We start from the raw sequence: 16,483 nt of genomic DNA on the forward strand, positions 1-16,483 counted from the left end.
CTCCAAGCTCGGCCAGGGAACCCTGCCGGTGGTGGGCCCACGTAACTGCCGTTTTCGCACCTGAAAAGGGCAGTTACGGAGCAATCGATGAAGTAGAACCAACGACGGCGCCCGCCCCCTTCCAAAGGGGACGGGCGCCGTCGTCGTTGTGCCGGCTTAGTCCTGGTCACCTGGAGGCGGGCCGGGCTCCGGAAGTTGAATCTCCCGGGGCTTGGCCTCTGCCATCCGCTGTTTGGTCCAGTACTCGAGGACTTCCTCGTGGGTCTGGGTCAGGTCCACGTGGCTGACAGGGTCCTCGTCGTGGTCGGGTTCCTTAGGACTTGGCTGCACTGGCGTAGGTGGACTGGATGACGGAGCCCCAGTACGGGCCGTACATCACGGCGGAACGGTTGTAGCCGTAGCTGTTGATGGAGTTCTGCACGCCGGCAGCCCCGGTGGAGGAGCTCGTCTGGATGAACCACGGGCCGCCTGAGGAGCCGCCCGTCATGTCGCAGGGGATGCCTTGGGTGTTGAACTGCGGGTTGTTGGGATCGTTGGTTGCCTTGCCGGTGCAGCTCTTCAGGGTCTCGCCGTTGAAGGGTGCAGCGGCGGGGTAGCCATAGGACTTGTAGGTCAGGCCGCGGGCCTGGTTGAAGGCGACGCCGGACCCGCCCACGACGGACGTCAGGGTCTGGTTCTGTGCGTTCCTGTTCAGCACGGCAAAGCCGGTGTCGTAGGTCATGTCGCCATTGGAGACCCACTGGTTCGGCGCGTACAGGGCCCGTGCAGACCACTTGCCGTAGGGCGCCGCGCCATTCTCGTAGGCAGGAACGAAGATGAAGTTGGTGGCGTACGCGCCGGGGCCTTCGTTCACGCAGTGTCCTGCGGTGGCCACGGTACTGCCGTTGGTGGAGGAGACGGCGTTGCCTGAGCAGACGTAGTTTGAGCCACCCAGGGTGAAGAACACCTTGCCGATGTGGCTGACCGGCTGCTCGCTCTGGGCCGTGGCGGTGGTGGCCTTGGTGCCCTTGGTGGAGGACGGCTTGCCTTTCTCCACGACGGCGGCGCTGGAGCGGTTGCCGCGTTCCAGTGCCTTTCCGGCCAGGGTGTCGCCGGGGAGGGCGCTCTGCATCCGCTCCAGGGTCCAGTAGTCAGCCGCGCCGGCGGCGTTCAGGACAGCACTGGTGACGGACGGGTTTGTGTCGTCGCCGGCCGCTGCGGGTGCAGCCGTGGCAGCACCTGCGCCGGTGAGAGCCAGAACGGTGGCGGCGGAGAGGCTCAGGAGGGCGGAAGCCAGAGACCTGGTGCTTGTCATTGTTGTCCTGTCTGAACGGGGAAAAGGCCTGGAAAAGCCAAGTGTGACCCTGTGAATTTATCCCCTTCGTGACAGGTTTGTAAATAGTAGTGACGTATCATGTATGGCTGCTCGGCTGGGAAATGCCGCCCGGCCAGATGGACGCCCGGGTGCCTTGTGCACGCCGGTTCCTGCCGCCGTCGTGCGTTCTCCATCGCTGTAATCCTGCCCATCGCAGGGGTAACGCTGGGACTCCGGTACGGTTCAAACCGGCCTCCTCGGGTAAGTTGTACATGGTGAAATAGACCGAATTTTTCACAACCAAGCCGACCCACAGGGAGACGCCCGCGCATGTCCAAGATTATCTACACCCACACCGACGAAGCGCCGATGCTGGCTACCTATTCGTTCCTGCCAATCATCGAGGCGTTCGCTTCGACAGCAGGTGTGGAGGTGGAGACCCGCGACATTTCGCTCGCCGGCCGCATCATTGCCCAGTTCGGTGATTACCTGGCCCCCGAGCAGCAGATCGGTGACGCCCTTGCTGAACTCGGTGAGCTGGCGAAGACGCCGGAAGCCAACATCATCAAGCTGCCCAACATCAGTGCCTCCATCCCGCAGCTGAAGGCCGCCATCGCCGAGCTGCAGGGCCAGGGCTACGCGCTGCCGGATTACCCAGACAACCCCTCGTCGGATGAGGAAACCGCCGTCCGCTCCCGCTACGACAAGATCAAGGGATCGGCCGTGAACCCGGTCCTGCGCGAAGGCAACTCGGACCGCCGTGCGCCGCTGTCCGTCAAGAACTACGCCCGCCAGAACCCGCACTCCATGGGCGCCTGGACCCCTGACTCCAAGACCAACGTGGCCACCATGGGCCAGGACGACTTCCGCTCCAATGAGAAGTCCGTCATCATCGAGTCCGAGGGCACCATCGCCATCCAGCTGGTGCGCGAAGACGGCTCCGTGAAGGTCCTGAAGAAGGCCTTCCCGGTCCTGGCCGGCGAGGTCATTGACGGCACCGTGATGCGCGCCGCCGCCCTGGACGAATTCCTGAAAGCACAGGTTGCCCGCGCCAAGGAAGAAGGCGTGCTGTTCTCCGCGCACCTGAAGGCCACCATGATGAAGGTGTCGGACCCCATCATCTTCGGCCACGTGGTCAAGGCCTACTTCACCGAACTCTTCGACACCTATGGCAAGCAGCTCTCGGCAGCCGGCATCAGCCCCAACAACGGCCTCGCCGCCATCCTCAGCAGCCTTGAGGACCTGCCCGAGGACGTGCGCGATGGCGTCCAGAACCTCATCAAGAAGGGCCTGGACGACGGCCCCGCCCTGGCCATGGTGGACTCGGACAAGGGCATCACCACCCTGAACGTCCCCAGCGACGTCATCGTGGACGCCTCCATGCCTGCCATGATCCGCAGCTCCGGCCACATGTGGGGCCCGGACGGCAAGGAAGCGGACACCCTGGCAGTCCTGCCGGACAGCTCCTACGCCGGCATTTACCAGGTGGTCATCGATGACTGCCGCGCCAACGGCGCCTACGACCCCACCACCATGGGCACCGTGCCGAACGTTGGCCTCATGGCGCAGGCAGCCGAGGAATACGGCAGCCACGACAAGACCTTCGAGATCCAGGAAGCCGGCAGGGTCCAGATCGTTGACGGCGCAGGCAACGTCCTGATCGAACACGAGGTGGCCGAAGGCGACATCTGGCGCGCCTGCCAGACCAAGGACGCCCCCATCCGTGACTGGGTCAAGCTGGCCGTCACCCGCGCCCGCGCCTCGCAGACCCCCGCCGTGTTCTGGCTGGACGAGGAGCGCGCCCACGACGCCAACCTCATCGCCAAGGTCAACGAGTACCTGAAGGACCACGACACCGAGGGCCTGGACCTCCAGATCATGTCCCCGGTCAAGGCCACCGCCTTCACCCTCGAGCGCATCCGCAAGGGCGAGGACACCATCTCCGTCACCGGCAACGTGCTCCGCGACTACCTCACCGACCTGTTCCCCATCCTGGAACTGGGCACCAGCGCCAAGATGCTCTCGGTTGTGCCGCTGATGAACGGCGGTGGACTCTTCGAGACCGGCGCCGGCGGTTCCGCCCCGAAGCACGTCCAGCAGCTGCTCAAGGAAAACCACCTCCGCTGGGACAGCCTGGGCGAGTTCCTCGCACTGGCCGTCAGCTTCGAGCACCTGGCCACCACCACGGGCAACGCCCGCGCACAGGTCCTGGCCGATACCCTGGACCGCGCCACCGGCACCTTCCTGCTGGAGAACAAGTCCCCGAGCCGCCGCGCCGGCGAGCTGGACAACCGTGGCAGCCACTACTTCCTGGCCCGCTACTGGGCTGAGGAGCTGGCCAAGCAGACGGACGACGCCGACCTGGCCGCCGCCTTCAGCTCCGTCGCCAACGAGCTTTCCGCCAAGGAGGCAACGATTGTTGGCGAGCTGGCTGAGGTCCAGGGTTCGCCGGTGGACATCGGGGGCTACTACCGCCCGAACGACGCCAAGGCATCCGCCGTGATGCGTCCGTCGGCCACCCTTAACCAGGTCATCGCCACCCTCGCGTAAGGCCGGCCGCTGCTGCGGCAGCTGCGAAAAAGAGGCGGTGCTCCGGATTACTCCGGGGCACCGCCTCTTTTAATGCCCTCTGTGCCGGGGCTAGTCCTTGCCCTTGCCCTTGTCGCCGTTGCTGTTCTTGCCGGCGTCGGCACCGGTTCCCCCCGCATTGCCTTGGGCCGGTGCGGGCCCAGGCGCCGGCGCCGACTGGGGAGCCGGCTGCTGTGCCGGCTCCTCGGCGGTGGGGGAGGGGCTTTGAGCTGCCTGGCCGGCGGCGATCCGGGCATCCTCGGCTGCTTTGGCTACCGCCTGCTGTGCGTCGATGGCTTCCTTGAGGTCTGCGCGGACAGCGGTGGCTACGGTGGTGATGCTCCGGCTCCGCTCCTCGGACACCTGGCCCTTTACCTGAAGCGCCGAGAGGTCCGCTTCAAGACCCTCCAGCGCCTTCAGTGCCGTTGCCGGATCATCCTGGGACGACGCCTGGGTCACTTCCAGCACCCGCGCCTGGAGTTGTGCCGCGGCCTCGCGCTTAAGCCCGCTCCCTGGTCCGGCGCATGCGCTGAGCAAACCTGCCGCGAGGAGGGCCGCCCAGCAGGCCAGGACCATCCGGCCGGGGATGGCCTGCCGCAGCGTCACGGCTCAACACTTTTCTGGAGTTCCTGAAGATGGTCGCCCAGCACGCCGGTCACCGTGGGGTAAGGGACGACGCCGGCTGGCGGGGCGGAGAGGCTCATCATCACCGCAGCGGCGGCTGCAGTGAGGAGCAGGACACCGAGCACGACGGCCAGCCAGATCCGTTGGGACCGGGACAGGCGGGATTTGCGGGGAGCCTTGCCGACGGACGGGCTGGTAGCCACTCCGGAAGGTGCCACTTCAGAACCAGATGCGGGGGCGGCAGGCTGGGCGCCGGATACAGGCGTTTCAGCCTCCGTCGCTGCCGCGGCCTCGCGCATCTCTTCCACCGATTCTTCGGCAGTGATGGAGGGCGGGTGAAAGGGCATGGCCGGCAGGACGCGGGTGGTTTCCGGTGCCAGTTCTCCGGGAGTTGAGGCCGGCGAAACAAGTGCCTGGCGCAGCGCCGTCTCGATGTCAGCGGCCGTCGGCCGTTCCAGTGGCTCGATGGCAGTCATGGAACGAATGAGGTCGGCCCATTCCGCGGGAACGTCGTCGGGGATCTCCGGGGCGCGGTGCAGCCGGGCAACAGCGGATTCCACCGCACTGCCGGGATACTCCACGGTGCCCTTGATGCACTCCAGCAGCACCAGACCCAGGGAGTAGATGTCCGTGGCTGAAGACAGGGGTTTGCCAAGGGCCTGCTCGGGGCTGAGATAGGCAGCTGTTCCCACCATCGTGCCGGTGGCCGTGAGCCGGGTGGAATCCACGATCCTGGCGATGCCGAAGTCCGTGAGCTTGGGACGCAGCGGTTCGCCCGGGCGGATCTGGACCAGGAGGATGTTCCCCGGTTTGATATCGCGGTGGATGATGCCCAGGCCGTGCACGTATGCCAGTGCGTCGGCGATGCCGGCACCGATGACGGACAGCTCCTCCAGTGGCACCCTGCTGTGCCGGATGCGGCTGCGCAGGTCCTGGCCCTCCACGAGTTCCATGGTCAGGAAGGGGCGCGGCTCGTCCGGAATACGGTCATCGATTCCGGCATCGAAGAGCGTCACGAGGCCGGGATGGTTCAGGGTGGCAAGGAGCTGAATTTCGGCTTCCTGCCGCTTGAGCTCTTCCGCGTCCGGAGCCTGGGGGGCGAAGAGTTTCAACGCCACGTCACGGCCCAGTTTTTCGTCGTGGGCGCAGTACACCGATGACATTCCACCGCGGCCTATGACTTCGCCCAAACGGTAGCGACCGCCGACAACTTCATTCTTGATGGAGCTAGGCGATTCCGCCACCATGACCGTTCCTCCCGGTGCGCTGCGGCACTGTCGTACCTCAAATTATACGGGCGGTCCGATGAAACCAGTGATTGACCTAGGCTTTCGCCCTGCGGCACGCCGACGGCCCGGCGGCGATTTCAAACACCTTCGCCGCCGGACCACCGGCTACAAGGACATGTGTGCTGAAGACATGTTTTGTACTGTTGCTTGGTTGTTTGGGTTATGTCCTCCTTTCGTCAGCCCACTGAATGCTGCCGCTTCAGGCGCGTGTGCGGGCGGTTTCCGTTGCTGCCTTGATGTTTCTAGGACACCTTGCGCTTGCGGAGCATCAGGAGTCCGCCGGCCAGGAGCAGCAGGGCCAGGGGAACCAGCGATCCATCCCAGCCGGTTTTGGCCAGGCCCGTGTGGGCAGAACCCGTGTTGGCAAGGGCGGAGCTTCCGCTGGCCGGGGTGCTGTGGGGCGCCGTAACCGTGGCGATGCCTCCGCTTACCGCGATGGAGCCTGCCGGGGCCGCCGTGAAATTGCCGCTGCCTGCAGTACCGGTGCCGCCGGTGCCGCTTGCGGAATCATCGCCGGCAGTGGTGCCGCCGTTGCCGGCAGGGGCGCCTGAACCCGGAGTACCGGTACCTGGAGCACTGGTTCCCGGATCAAGGGTGCCCGTGTCTCCGCTGGTGCCGTCTCCCGGGCTGGTGGTTCCCGGATCAGTGGTGCCGGGTTCGTTCGTGCCCGGGGTGCCGGTGCTGCTGTCACCACCGAGTCCGATACCCAGGTCCGCAACAGCATCCAGTCCGCCGGTGCCTGCAGTTCCGGTGCCCACACCAGCTCCAAGGTCAATCACTGCATCGACTCCACCTGCCGTACCACCGTTGGTGACACCGCCAATGGCGAGGTCCAGGGCTGCATCAACCGTGGTGCCAAGCCCGTTGGTATCACCGGTGATGCCGCCGAGGCCGAGGTCTACGGCTGCGTCGGCGGTGAGGTCTGCCGTGGTGCCGTCCGTGGTCCCCGTGCCGGTGCTTCCCAGGCCGAGGTTGACGTCCACTGCGGCTGCCAGGTCGGTGGTGCCGGTGGTTGCGGGGTCGGTGGTGATGCCGCCGAGGTCGAGGTCTACGGCTGCGTCGGCGGTGAGGTCTGCCGTGGTGCCGTCCGTGGTCCCGGTGCTTCCCAGGCCGAGGTTGACGTCCACTGCGGCTGCCAGGTCGGTGGTGCCAAGCCCGTTGGTATCACCGGTGATGCCGCCGAGGCCGAGGTCTACGGCTGCGTCGGCGGTGAGGTCTGCCGTGGTGGCGTCCGTGGTCCCCGTGCCGGTGCTTCCCAGGCCGAGGTTGACGTCCACTGCGGCTGCCAAGTCGGTGATGCCGCCGAGGCCGAGGTCTACGGCTGCGTCGGCGGTGAAGTCTGCCGTGGTGGCGTCCGTGGTCCCCGTGCCGGTGCTTCCCAGGCCGAGGTTGACGTCCACTGCGGCTGCCAAGTCGGTGGTGTTGGTGGTTGCGGGGTCGGTGGTGATGCCGCCGAGGCCGAGGTCTACAGCTGCGTCAACGGCGAGATCTGCTGTGGTGGCGTCCGTGGTCCCGGTGCTTCCGAGGCCGAGGTTGACGTCCACTGCGGCGGCGACACCCGTAGAAGCGGCCGGCGTTGGGTCACCCAGCAGGCCCAACGACGTCGAGTCGGCGGGTGCCGCCGCCGAGATAAGGGCGGAGGCGGAAAGGTCCGTCCCGCTGGTGGTGTCCGCTGCGCTTGCGGCAGCGCAACCGAAAGCCAAAAGGCCGCCGGCAAAGAGGGTGCTAAGCAGCCCCCTGCGAAGGGTGCAGTTCATGATGGATACTCCTGAAAAGTTGAGGTTGTTCGGGCGCAGATCAGCTGCCCGTAAGTCCACGTGCTGCCCGATGCAGGGCAGGTGGCCTCAACTAGTCAGGGGAAGAACCGGGGTCGAATGACACCGGCGCAGGAGCGTGCTCAGACGCCCCGATGGCGGGAACAACGCCCGGACGTTCAAAACCAAAACCGAAAGGGGTAAGCCATGCCACGGCACCTGACGTGCCGCTGGAAGACCCACCGCTCCCCGCACCCGACGCCGGGGCAGGAACCTGGGCAGGCAGCGGGGCCGGGCCAACGGGTAGGGGATGCTCATAAGCCGGGTCAGCGGGCACAGATACTGCAGTCCGCGGGCCGGAAGTGCCCGCCAGGACTGTAACGCCTGACGCTTCCGACCCCGGGTTGCCGCCCGTATCCTGCCCGGCAGCTGCGGACCCGGCAACATCAGGTTCCGGTGCCGTCTCGGGTACATCTGGAAGTGTTTCCACGGCTGCGCTCTGAGCTGCCGCGGAATCAGGGATTACCCCTGCAGGAAGATCCACGGGCACCGCGCCAACAGGCGGATCCGGAAGCGGGAGGGGCAGCGGGGCAGCACCGGTTAGAAGGTCAGATACCGGTTGGAGCACCGGCTCGAGTGCCGGAACGGCCTCGGCTGCGGGGGCTACAACAACCTGCGCCACGCCGGCCGTCACGATGTCGGCAAGCCCAACAACGGGGGCGGAGACCGTGGCAACAGTGCCAGCCGGGATCACCTGGTCCACGACGGGAACGGCGGCAATCAAATTGTCTGCCAGCCCGGAAACTGGGGTTACCACAGGCACCAACAAGCCGGGCCCTGTGGCAGGTCCGGCCGGGGAGGTTGGCGCAGCCGGTGAAACCGTAGGCGCAACATCCTGGGCCAGCGATGAAACCGAGCTGGTGAGGCTGCCGAGCAGGGATGAGGAATCAGACCCGGAGTCGGCGGATGCTGCCGTTGACGAAAGCGTCAGCCAGGAAACTGCGGCTGCTCCGGCAAGGATCACCGGGCGCAGGGCACGCCATGGCGAACTCGTTCGAGCCATGCGTACCACCCCCCAGTGATCAGTGCAATCGATGTTGCCTAAAGCCTATGACCGGATGTCGCTGCAAGTCCAGACTTCGCTAAAGGGATTTTACAAATGGCGGGAACAGGCACACAAGGTGTCAAGGGCGAAAGCAGGAGGTCACATGCTTGACCGTCCTGGGAAAGCCGGGCTTGGCGCCGTCGTTCTTCCTTGCGTGCCCGCCCCTAATGGCTGTCGTTCGGGTAGCTCACGCCCAGCTGGGCGCGAACACCGTCGAACAGGCGCATGGTGTTCAGCGTGTCCTCAAGCGGCATCACCGGACTTTCGGTCAGCCCCTGCTGGACACACCGCATGACTTCGCGCAGTTCGTAAGCGTAGCCCTTGCCTACCACGTCAAAGGTCTCAGTTCGGCTCTCTTCCCACCCCTTGGTGATGATGAGTTCGCCGGGGTTGTTGATGGAACCCACGCTCTGCAGGAAGCCCTGGCTCCCCGCGACGGTTGCCGTGCGGGGACCGTGGGCCAGGAGCGAGGAGGTGAGCTGCACCTGGGCCGCGTTGCCGTAGCCAAGGGTCATAGCGTTCTGCGCGTCCACGCCGTCATCGTTGACAAAGCCGGTGGCGCTGACTGTCTGGGGAAAGCCAAGGGTGCCCAGCGCCCACAGGAGCGGGTAGACGGACAAATCCAGCAAGGCACCTCCGCCGTCCTTCCGGGCCCACAGCCTGGCTGTGGGGGAGTACGGCGCCGGGAATCCCAGGTCCGCGGTGATCCAGTGGATGTCGCCCAGTTCACCCGAAGCTGCGATCTGGAACGCCCGCTGCATCGAGGGCAGGAAGCGGCTCCACACCGCCTCCATGAGGAAGAGCCCGCGACTGCGGGCAAGGTCGATGAGTTCCGATGCTTCACGGGCGTTGATGGTGAAAGCCTTCTCGCAGAGAACATGCTTGCCGGCGTTGAGGGCGGCAAGGACTATCTCGTGGTGCTGTGCGTGGGGCGTGGCGACGTAGACAACGTCCACGGCGTCATCGGCGAGCAGCCGATGGTAGCCGGGTACACCGTCGTCGTCCCCGTAGGCCTTTGCAAAGTCATAGGCCACGGCAAAAGCGTCGGCAGTGTCCTGTGTCCGGGAGCTGACCGCATACAGCTCGGCGTCTTCAAGCAGCGCGAGGTCCTGCGAGACGGCGCGGGCGATGCTGCCCGTCGCGATGATCCCCCAGCGAAGGCGAGCACCGGTAGCAGAACGGGGATCCTGGTCGGGCTGGCTGGAAAGCCATGGCGTGGCGATGGGAGCAGTCATAGCTGCAATCCTGTCACAGCGGCGGGGAAGGACAGGGAACTTCCGGCGGGATGACGCAGGAGACCAGGAAGGGCCAACGATGGGACGGGATGTCCTCACCTTTGGCCCTCGTGGACTGTTGTCAGGCGTTGGCGGCCGCCGCCCTGCCGCGGACCGGCTCCTCCGTCAGCTTGCCCTGCTGCAGGCGGAACCGGCGGTCCGTTTTGTTGGCCAAGGCCCGGTCGTGCGTGACCACCAGGATGGTGGTGTCGTGATCCCGGCTGAGCGAGCTGAGGAGCTCGATGATGTGGTCGCCGGTCTGCTCGTCGAGGTTGCCCGTGGGCTCATCGGCGAGGATCAGCTTGGGCTCGTTGGCCAGTGCCCGGGCAATGGCCACGCGCTGCTGCTCGCCGCCGGAGAGCCGGTTGATGCGCCGCCCGTGCTTGGAGGGATCCAGCTGGACCTGCTCCAGCAGCTCCCTGGCGCGCTGCGCCCTGGCCGCGTTGCGCACTCCGGCGAATTCCATGGGGAGCATGACGTTGTCGATGGCGGACAGGTTGGGGATCAGGTTGAACTGCTGGAACACGAAGCCGATGTCCCGGCGGCGGTATTCCGTCAGCTTTGCATCCGGCATGCCGGCAAGGCTGACACCATTGACGACGACGTCTCCGCTGGTGGGTTTGTCCAGTGCACCAAGGAGGGACAACAGCGTGCTCTTGCCGCTGCCGCTCTTGCCCACGATCGAGGCCAGCGCGCCCTGTTCGAGGACGAAGCTGACGTCGTTGACCGGTTTGATGGTGCGGTCACCGGAGTTGAAGGTGCGGACCAGGTTCTTGACTTCAATCATGGCTATTCTCCTCGCAGGACTTCGATGGGACGGATGCGTGCCGTGAGCAGCGCGGGAACCAGGGCACCGATAATGGCGACGCCGAACACGGCGGCGATGCCACCGGCAATAACTCCGGGCGATGCGCCGGCGGTGACGGAGGTCAACAGCTGGGAAGCGCCGCCAAAGGGTCCACCCTGGCCGCCCGGGAAGCCCGCGCCACCGCCGGCCCCGCCCGGAAAGCCCCGGCCCGTGGTGGCAGTGGTTGTGGTGGTGTTGCTGCTGATCAGGGCGGAGGCAATGCCGCCGCTGGCGAACGAAGCGATGGCGGTCCCCACGGCGCTGCCCAGGGCTGCCAGGACCAGCGCTTCGAGGACGAACTGCAGGCCGATGGTGCGGTTGGGCGCGCCAATGGCCTTCAGCACGCCGATTTCGCGGCGGCGCTCGCGGACCAGCATCACCATGATGAGCAGGATGATGAGTCCGGCAGTGCCCAGGGCGGCGACGAACGCGATGAAGGAGATGTTCTTGACGCTGTCCAGGGAGCTGACCGCGCTCTGCAGGTTCTGGCCCTGGGTCACGTCAGCCTTGTCCGCGCCAAGGGCTGTCTGCAAAGCCGTCTTGGCAGCGGCGACATTGTCCATGGAATTGACCGTCACGATCATGCTGGACAGTTCACCGGGTGTGCCGGCGAGGGTCTGGGCGGTGGGGAGGGTGACATAGACAGCGTTGTTGCCGAAGGTGGTGCCGGCGTCGAACAGGCCGGAGACCGTGTAGGTCTGGTCATTGATGGTGAAGGTGGATCCGACGGTGAGGCTGTTCTTCTCCGCCAAAGTGGTGCCCAACAATGCGGCCGTGGACGCCGCCGAGTAGTCGCCGAGGCCGGAGCCCTGGGTAATGTTCAGTGCCTTGCCCGTGGTGTCCACCTCGGCGCCGATGCCGGTGGCGGTGATGGGCAGGGACCGGGTGGGCTGCTGGGTGGTTCCGGTGGCCCCCGTGGTGCCGTTGGCCTGCTGGTTGCGGTTGCCAAGGGTGCCCGCATCCACCGCCGCCGTCAGGCTGGTGGTCAGCGTGGCAGCCGCCTGGCCGCCGGGGCCGCCCTGCCCGGCTTGGCCTCCGGGGCCGGCCTGGCCGGTTTGTCCAGTTTGTGCAGCGGCCTGTGCGGCGGCTTCCGCAGCGTTGCGCAGCCGCAGTGAGGAGGTCCCGACGACGGCACTGACGTTGGGCACGCCGGCGGCCGTGGCTGCCTGGTCGGTGGTGAGCGGCTCGCCGCCGCCTTCGAAGCCCTGCCCGCCGGCGGGGTTGACGGTCAGGACGGTGCCGACGGAGGCGTTGAGCTCCTGGACTTTCGCCCCGACCGCCTGGTTGGCCACCAGCATGGCCAGGGCAAGGCCTATGGCGACGGCCAGCACCGCGACAACAGCTGCGGTGCGGACCTTGTTTCTGAAGGCATTGCCTACGCTTCGGGCAAGGACGCTCACTCTACTCCTATGACTCAGGTGCCGGCGCGGAAGGCCGGCTTCGCATCAACCCTCGCCGGGCATCCTGTGCAGGAATCCGGCCAGACCTGTGCCTGGGCTGTGAAGTGTTTGCGGCTGTGCCAAGACGCAGGAATGCCCGGCCCCTCGGAGGGACCGGGCATTCCGGTTGCCGGTGTACCGGCTGGTTCTAAAGGGTGTTACTTGGTGATCGGGCCGAGTACGGGATCGTCCTTGTAGGCCGTCTTCACGTTGGCGGCGGTCACGATGACCGGCTCCAGCAGGTAGGCCGGAACGGTCTTGACCTTGTTGTTGTAGGACTTGTCGTCGTTGACCTCAGGCTTCTTGCCTGCCTGGAGGTCCTTGACCATGGTGATCGCGTGCTCAACGAGCTTGCGGGTGTCCTTGTTGATGGTGGAGTACTGCTCACCCGCGAGGATGGACTTGACGGACTCAACTTCCGAGTCCTGGCCGGTGATGACGGGGGTCGGCTTCCCGGCTGCCTTGACCGAGGTCAGGACGGCGCGGGCCAGGGTGTCGTTGGGGGAGAGGACGCCGTCCAGGCTTGCGCTGCCGTAGCTGCCGGTGAGCAGCGTGTCGGCACGGCGCTGGGCGTTCTCTGCCTTCCAGCCCTGGGTCACAGCCTGCTCAAAGTTGGTCTGGCCGGACAGGACCTTGAGCGTGCCGTCGTCGATCTTCGGCTTCAGGACGCTCATGGCGCCGTCGAAGAAGACCTTTGCGTTGGCGTCATCGGGGGAGCCGGCGAAGAGTTCGATGTTGTAGGGGCCGCTTGGCTTCTTGGCCTTCATGCCCTCCAGCAGGGCCTGGCCCTGGAGGACACCGACCTTGAAGTTGTCGTAGGCCACGTAGTAGTCCACGTTCTCGGTGTTCAGCAGCAGGCGGTCGTAAGCGATGATGGTGGCGCCGCTGTCCTTGGCCTGCTTCAGCTGGGTTCCCAGCTGGGAGCCGTCGATGGCACCCACGATGATGACCTTGGCACCCTTGGTGACCATGGCGCTGATCTGGTTCTGCTGCTCCGACACGCCGCCGTTGGCGAACTGGACGTCAGCCTTGAACCCTGCACCGTTGAGGCCGTCGTTGAAGAGCTTTTCGGCCAGAACCCAGTTTTCACTGGTTTTCTGCGGGAGTGCCACGCCGATGGAGGAGTCCTGCGGGAATCCGCCTGCTCCTCCGCTGGCTCCGCCCGAGGGGGATTCCGAGCGTCCACAGCCCGTCAGCGCCAGTGCTGCGATGGCAGCAACCGCTGCGGCCTTTCCTGCTTTACCAAACATTCGCATTGTTGGTTCTCTTTCTTTGTTGTGTATAACTCGGTCAGGTCGCGGGAGCTCAGGCTTCCCTGGCGATCGCTTCCTTGGTGGAGGTGGTTTCGTCGGGCTGGAGCGGGTTGCTCGGGCCGCCGCCGGAGGGGCGGTTGAAGTTCCTGGTCAGCATGCCGATGATGGACGTCTTGCCCTGGCTCTTGTTGTAGACGTCGAAGGCGACAGCGATCAGGAGCACCAGGCCCTTGATGATCTGGGTCAGGTCTGCACCGACGCCGAGGAGCTGGAGGCCGTTGTTCAGGACTGCCATGACCAGGCCACCGATGATGGACCCGATGACGGTGCCCACGCCGCCGGTCACTGCCGCGCCGCCGATGAATACTGCGGCGATGGCGTCCAGTTCCCAGCCGACGCCGTCGAACGGACCTGAGGCGGTGGACCGGCCGACGAAGATCATGCCGGCCAGGCCCGCCAGGATGGACATGTTCATCATCACCAGGAAGTTGACCTTCTTGGACTGGACGCCGGACAGCTCTGCTGCATGCCGGTTGCCACCCACGGCGTAGACGTGGCGGCCGATGACGGTGCGGGAGGAGATGAAGCCGTAGATCAGGACAAGGACGGCCAGGATGAGGCCGGGGACAGGGAAGGAGGTGCCCGGACGGCCCGTGGCGAACAGGTACGTGGCGTAGAGGACGGCTGCGCAGACGAGGACCAGCTTCAGGACGGTGACCCACATTTCGGGAACTTCGGCACCGAGTGCCTTGGCCCTGGCGCGGGAGCGCAGCTCGCTGACGACCACGAACGCGGCGGCGGCAAGGCCGAGCAGCAGGGTCAAGTTGTTGTAACCGATGTTGGGTCCTACTTCGGGCAGGTACCCGGAGCCCAGGTACTGGAAGTCCGAGGGGACGGGGATGGTGTTGGACTTGCCCACGAACTGGTTGAAGCCGCGGAACAGGAGCATGCCTGCCAGGGTCACGATGAACGCCGGGATCCCGACGTACGCGGTCCACCAGCCCTGCCAGGCGCCGATCAGGGCGCCCAGGAGCAGGCCGAGGAGGACCCCGGCGTACCAGGGGATGCCCCAGTCGCGGATGGCCAGGGCCACGGTGACGCCAACGAAGGCGGCGACGGAGCCGACGGAAAGGTCGATGTGTCCGGCGATTATCACCAGCACCATGCCGATTGCCAGGATGAGGATGTAGGAGTTGCCGTTGAAGAGGTTGATGACGTTGCCGGAGGTAAGCGTCCGGCCTTGGGTGGCAATCTGGAAGAAGATGATCAGCGCCACCAGGGCGAAGATCATGCCGAATTGGCGGGTATTGCCGCCAAAAAGCTTCTTGAGGGCGTTCATGGTTTCAGTCCTTGTGTCCGGAAGGTTCTGGAATGGGCCAGAGGGTCAGGCGGCTTTTCGGGTGGCGGAGGTCATCAGCTTCATCAGGCTTTCCTGAGTGGCCTCGTCCTTGTTCAGGACGCCGGTGATGGCGCCTTCGAAGATCGTGTAGATACGGTCGGACAGGCCCAGGAGCTCGGGGAGCTCCGAGGAGATGACGATGACTCCCTTGCCCTGGTTGGCCAGCTGCTGAATGATGCCGTAGATCTCGTACTTGGCGCCGACGTCAATGCCGCGCGTGGGCTCGTCCAGGATCAGCAGGTCGGGATCGGTGAACATCCACTTGGCCAGAACCACCTTTTGCTGGTTGCCGCCCGAGAGCTTGGCGACGCCTTCTTCCACGGAAGGTGTTTTGGTGCGGAGGGACTTGCGGTACTCCTCGGCCACCGTGAACTCCTGGTTGGCGTCCACCACATAGTTGTGGCTGATCTTCCGCAGGTTCGCTGCCACCGTGGTGGTTTTGATGTCGTCCAGGAGGTTCAGTCCCAGCGACTTGCGGTCCTCCGTGACATAGCCCAGCCCCGCGTCGATGGCCTGGCGGACATTCTTGAGTGTGACCTCGCGGCCGTCCTTGTAGATGTGGCCGCTGATGAACCTGCCGTAAGAGCGTCCGAACACCGAGCGGGCCAGCTCGGTTCGCCCTGCGCCCATGAGGCCGGCAAATCCCACGATCTCGCCACGGCGGACAAAGAAGTTGGAACCTTTGCACACGAGGCGGTCCTGGATGGCGGGGTGGCCCACGGTCCAGTCCTTGACCTCGAAAAAGACTTCGCCGATCTTGGGGGTGTGGTCCGGGAAGCGGGACTCGAGGGTCCGCCCCACCATGCCCTTGATGATCCGGTCCTCGTCCACGCCGTCGGCCTTCACGTCAAGGGTCTCGATGGATTTGCCGTCACGGATGATGGTGATGGAGTCGGCGATCTGCTCAATTTCGTTGAGCTTGTGGGAAATGATGATGGACGTGATGCCCTTGGCCTTCAGCCCGAGCATCAGGTCCAGCAGGTGCTGGGAGTCGGACTCGTTGAGGGCGGCAGTGGGTTCGTCGAGGATCAGGATCTTCACGGACTTGTTCAGCGCCTTGGCGATCTCCACCAGCTGCTGCTTGCCGACACCGATCTCCTTGATGGGCGTGTCCGGATCATCCCGCAGGCCCACCCTCGCCAGCAGGTCCAGTGACCGCAGCCTGGCTTCGGCCCAGTCGATCACGCCCCGCTTTGTGGGTTCGTTGCCAAGGAAGATGTTCTCCATGATGGACAGCTCCGGGATCAGCGCCAGTTCCTGGTGGATGATCACGATGCCGGCGTGTTCGCTGGCCCGGATATCCCTGAACTGCTGGACCTGCCCCTGGTAGACGATGTCGCCGTCGTAGCTGCCGTACGGGTACACCCCGGAGAGGACTTTCATCAGGGTGGACTTGCCGGCGCCGTTCTCGCCGCAAATGGCGTGGATCTCACCGGCCTTGACCCGGAGGCTCACGTTATCCAACGCTTTAACGCCCGGGAATTCTTTGGTGATGGACCGCATCTCGAGGATGATCGGGTCCGTCTGCGTGGTCTGGGACGTCATGTTGCCCTAACCCTCCAATGCAATGACTTCTTTGTCCGGCCGGCAAAGCGCAGGGCCGTCTGAACCAAAAGTAAACTGGATCACAGCTGTTG

At 65.2% G+C, this 16,483-nt stretch carries 13 protein-coding genes; 1 reads left to right on the forward strand and 12 read right to left on the reverse strand.

Features of this window, described 5'->3' with window-relative positions; genetic code table 11:
* Nucleotides 1–156 precede the first annotated feature (156 nt).
* Nucleotides 157–330 (reverse strand): hypothetical protein, encoded by a 174-nt coding sequence (locus tag FBY33_RS20510; protein ID WP_200831362.1) that lies wholly within the window; start codon nt 328–330, stop codon nt 157–159.
* On the reverse strand, nt 314–1,294 hold the full coding sequence (locus FBY33_RS10895; protein ID WP_142030575.1) for a trypsin-like serine peptidase: 981 nt from the start codon (nt 1,292–1,294) through the stop codon (nt 314–316). The genes FBY33_RS20510 and FBY33_RS10895 overlap by 17 nt, the downstream gene beginning before the upstream one ends.
* A 330-nt stretch (nt 1,295–1,624) precedes the next feature.
* Between FBY33_RS10895 and FBY33_RS10900 the strand changes: the two genes are divergently transcribed.
* Nucleotides 1,625–3,844 (forward strand): NADP-dependent isocitrate dehydrogenase, encoded by a 2,220-nt coding sequence (locus FBY33_RS10900; RefSeq protein ID WP_142030576.1) that lies wholly within the window; start codon nt 1,625–1,627, stop codon nt 3,842–3,844.
* 90 nt (nt 3,845–3,934) lie between these two features.
* On the opposite strand, the gene FBY33_RS10905 is transcribed toward FBY33_RS10900, so the two are convergent.
* The 10 genes from FBY33_RS10905 to mmsA form a co-directional block, all read right to left on the reverse strand.
* Nucleotides 3,935–4,468, reverse strand: coding sequence for a hypothetical protein (locus FBY33_RS10905; protein WP_142030577.1), 534 nt, complete (start codon nt 4,466–4,468; stop codon nt 3,935–3,937).
* Nucleotides 4,465–5,733 carry a serine/threonine-protein kinase gene (locus FBY33_RS10910; RefSeq protein ID WP_142030578.1) on the reverse strand — a complete coding sequence of 423 codons (1,269 nt, stop codon included), beginning with the start codon at nt 5,731–5,733 and terminating at the stop codon, nt 4,465–4,467. The genes FBY33_RS10905 and FBY33_RS10910 overlap by 4 nt, the downstream gene beginning before the upstream one ends.
* A 284-nt stretch (nt 5,734–6,017) precedes the next feature.
* A complete protein-coding gene (locus FBY33_RS10915; RefSeq protein ID WP_142030579.1) occupies nt 6,018–7,532 on the reverse strand; it encodes a hypothetical protein in 1,515 nt (504 codons plus the stop codon).
* 91 nt (nt 7,533–7,623) lie between these two features.
* Nucleotides 7,624–8,592, reverse strand: a complete 969-nt coding sequence (locus FBY33_RS10920) for a hypothetical protein (protein WP_142030580.1) — start codon at nt 8,590–8,592, stop codon at nt 7,624–7,626.
* 206 nt (nt 8,593–8,798) lie between these two features.
* Complete coding sequence (locus FBY33_RS10925; protein ID WP_142030581.1) at nt 8,799–9,869, reverse strand: Gfo/Idh/MocA family protein; 1,071 nt, start codon at nt 9,867–9,869, stop codon at nt 8,799–8,801.
* A gap of 121 nt (nt 9,870–9,990) precedes the next feature.
* On the reverse strand, nt 9,991–10,695 hold the full coding sequence (locus tag FBY33_RS10930; protein WP_142030582.1) for an ABC transporter ATP-binding protein: 705 nt from the start codon (nt 10,693–10,695) through the stop codon (nt 9,991–9,993).
* 2 nt (nt 10,696–10,697) lie between these two features.
* Nucleotides 10,698–12,155, reverse strand: a complete 1,458-nt coding sequence (locus FBY33_RS10935) for an ABC transporter permease (RefSeq protein ID WP_142030583.1) — start codon at nt 12,153–12,155, stop codon at nt 10,698–10,700.
* A 197-nt stretch (nt 12,156–12,352) separates the two neighbouring features.
* A complete protein-coding gene (locus FBY33_RS10940; protein WP_142030584.1) occupies nt 12,353–13,450 on the reverse strand; it encodes a substrate-binding domain-containing protein in 1,098 nt (365 codons plus the stop codon).
* 49 nt (nt 13,451–13,499) lie between these two features.
* Entirely contained in the window at nt 13,500–14,786 is a 1,287-nt protein-coding gene (mmsB, locus tag FBY33_RS10945) for a multiple monosaccharide ABC transporter permease (protein WP_142030585.1), read from the reverse strand.
* A gap of 45 nt (nt 14,787–14,831) precedes the next feature.
* Nucleotides 14,832–16,391, reverse strand: a complete 1,560-nt coding sequence (gene mmsA / locus FBY33_RS10950; protein ID WP_142030586.1) for a multiple monosaccharide ABC transporter ATP-binding protein — start codon at nt 16,389–16,391, stop codon at nt 14,832–14,834.
* Nucleotides 16,392–16,483 lie beyond the last annotated feature (92 nt).

The organism is Arthrobacter sp. SLBN-112 (assembly GCF_006715225.1).
In the GTDB taxonomy this organism is placed as follows: Bacteria; Actinomycetota; Actinomycetes; order Actinomycetales; family Micrococcaceae; genus Arthrobacter.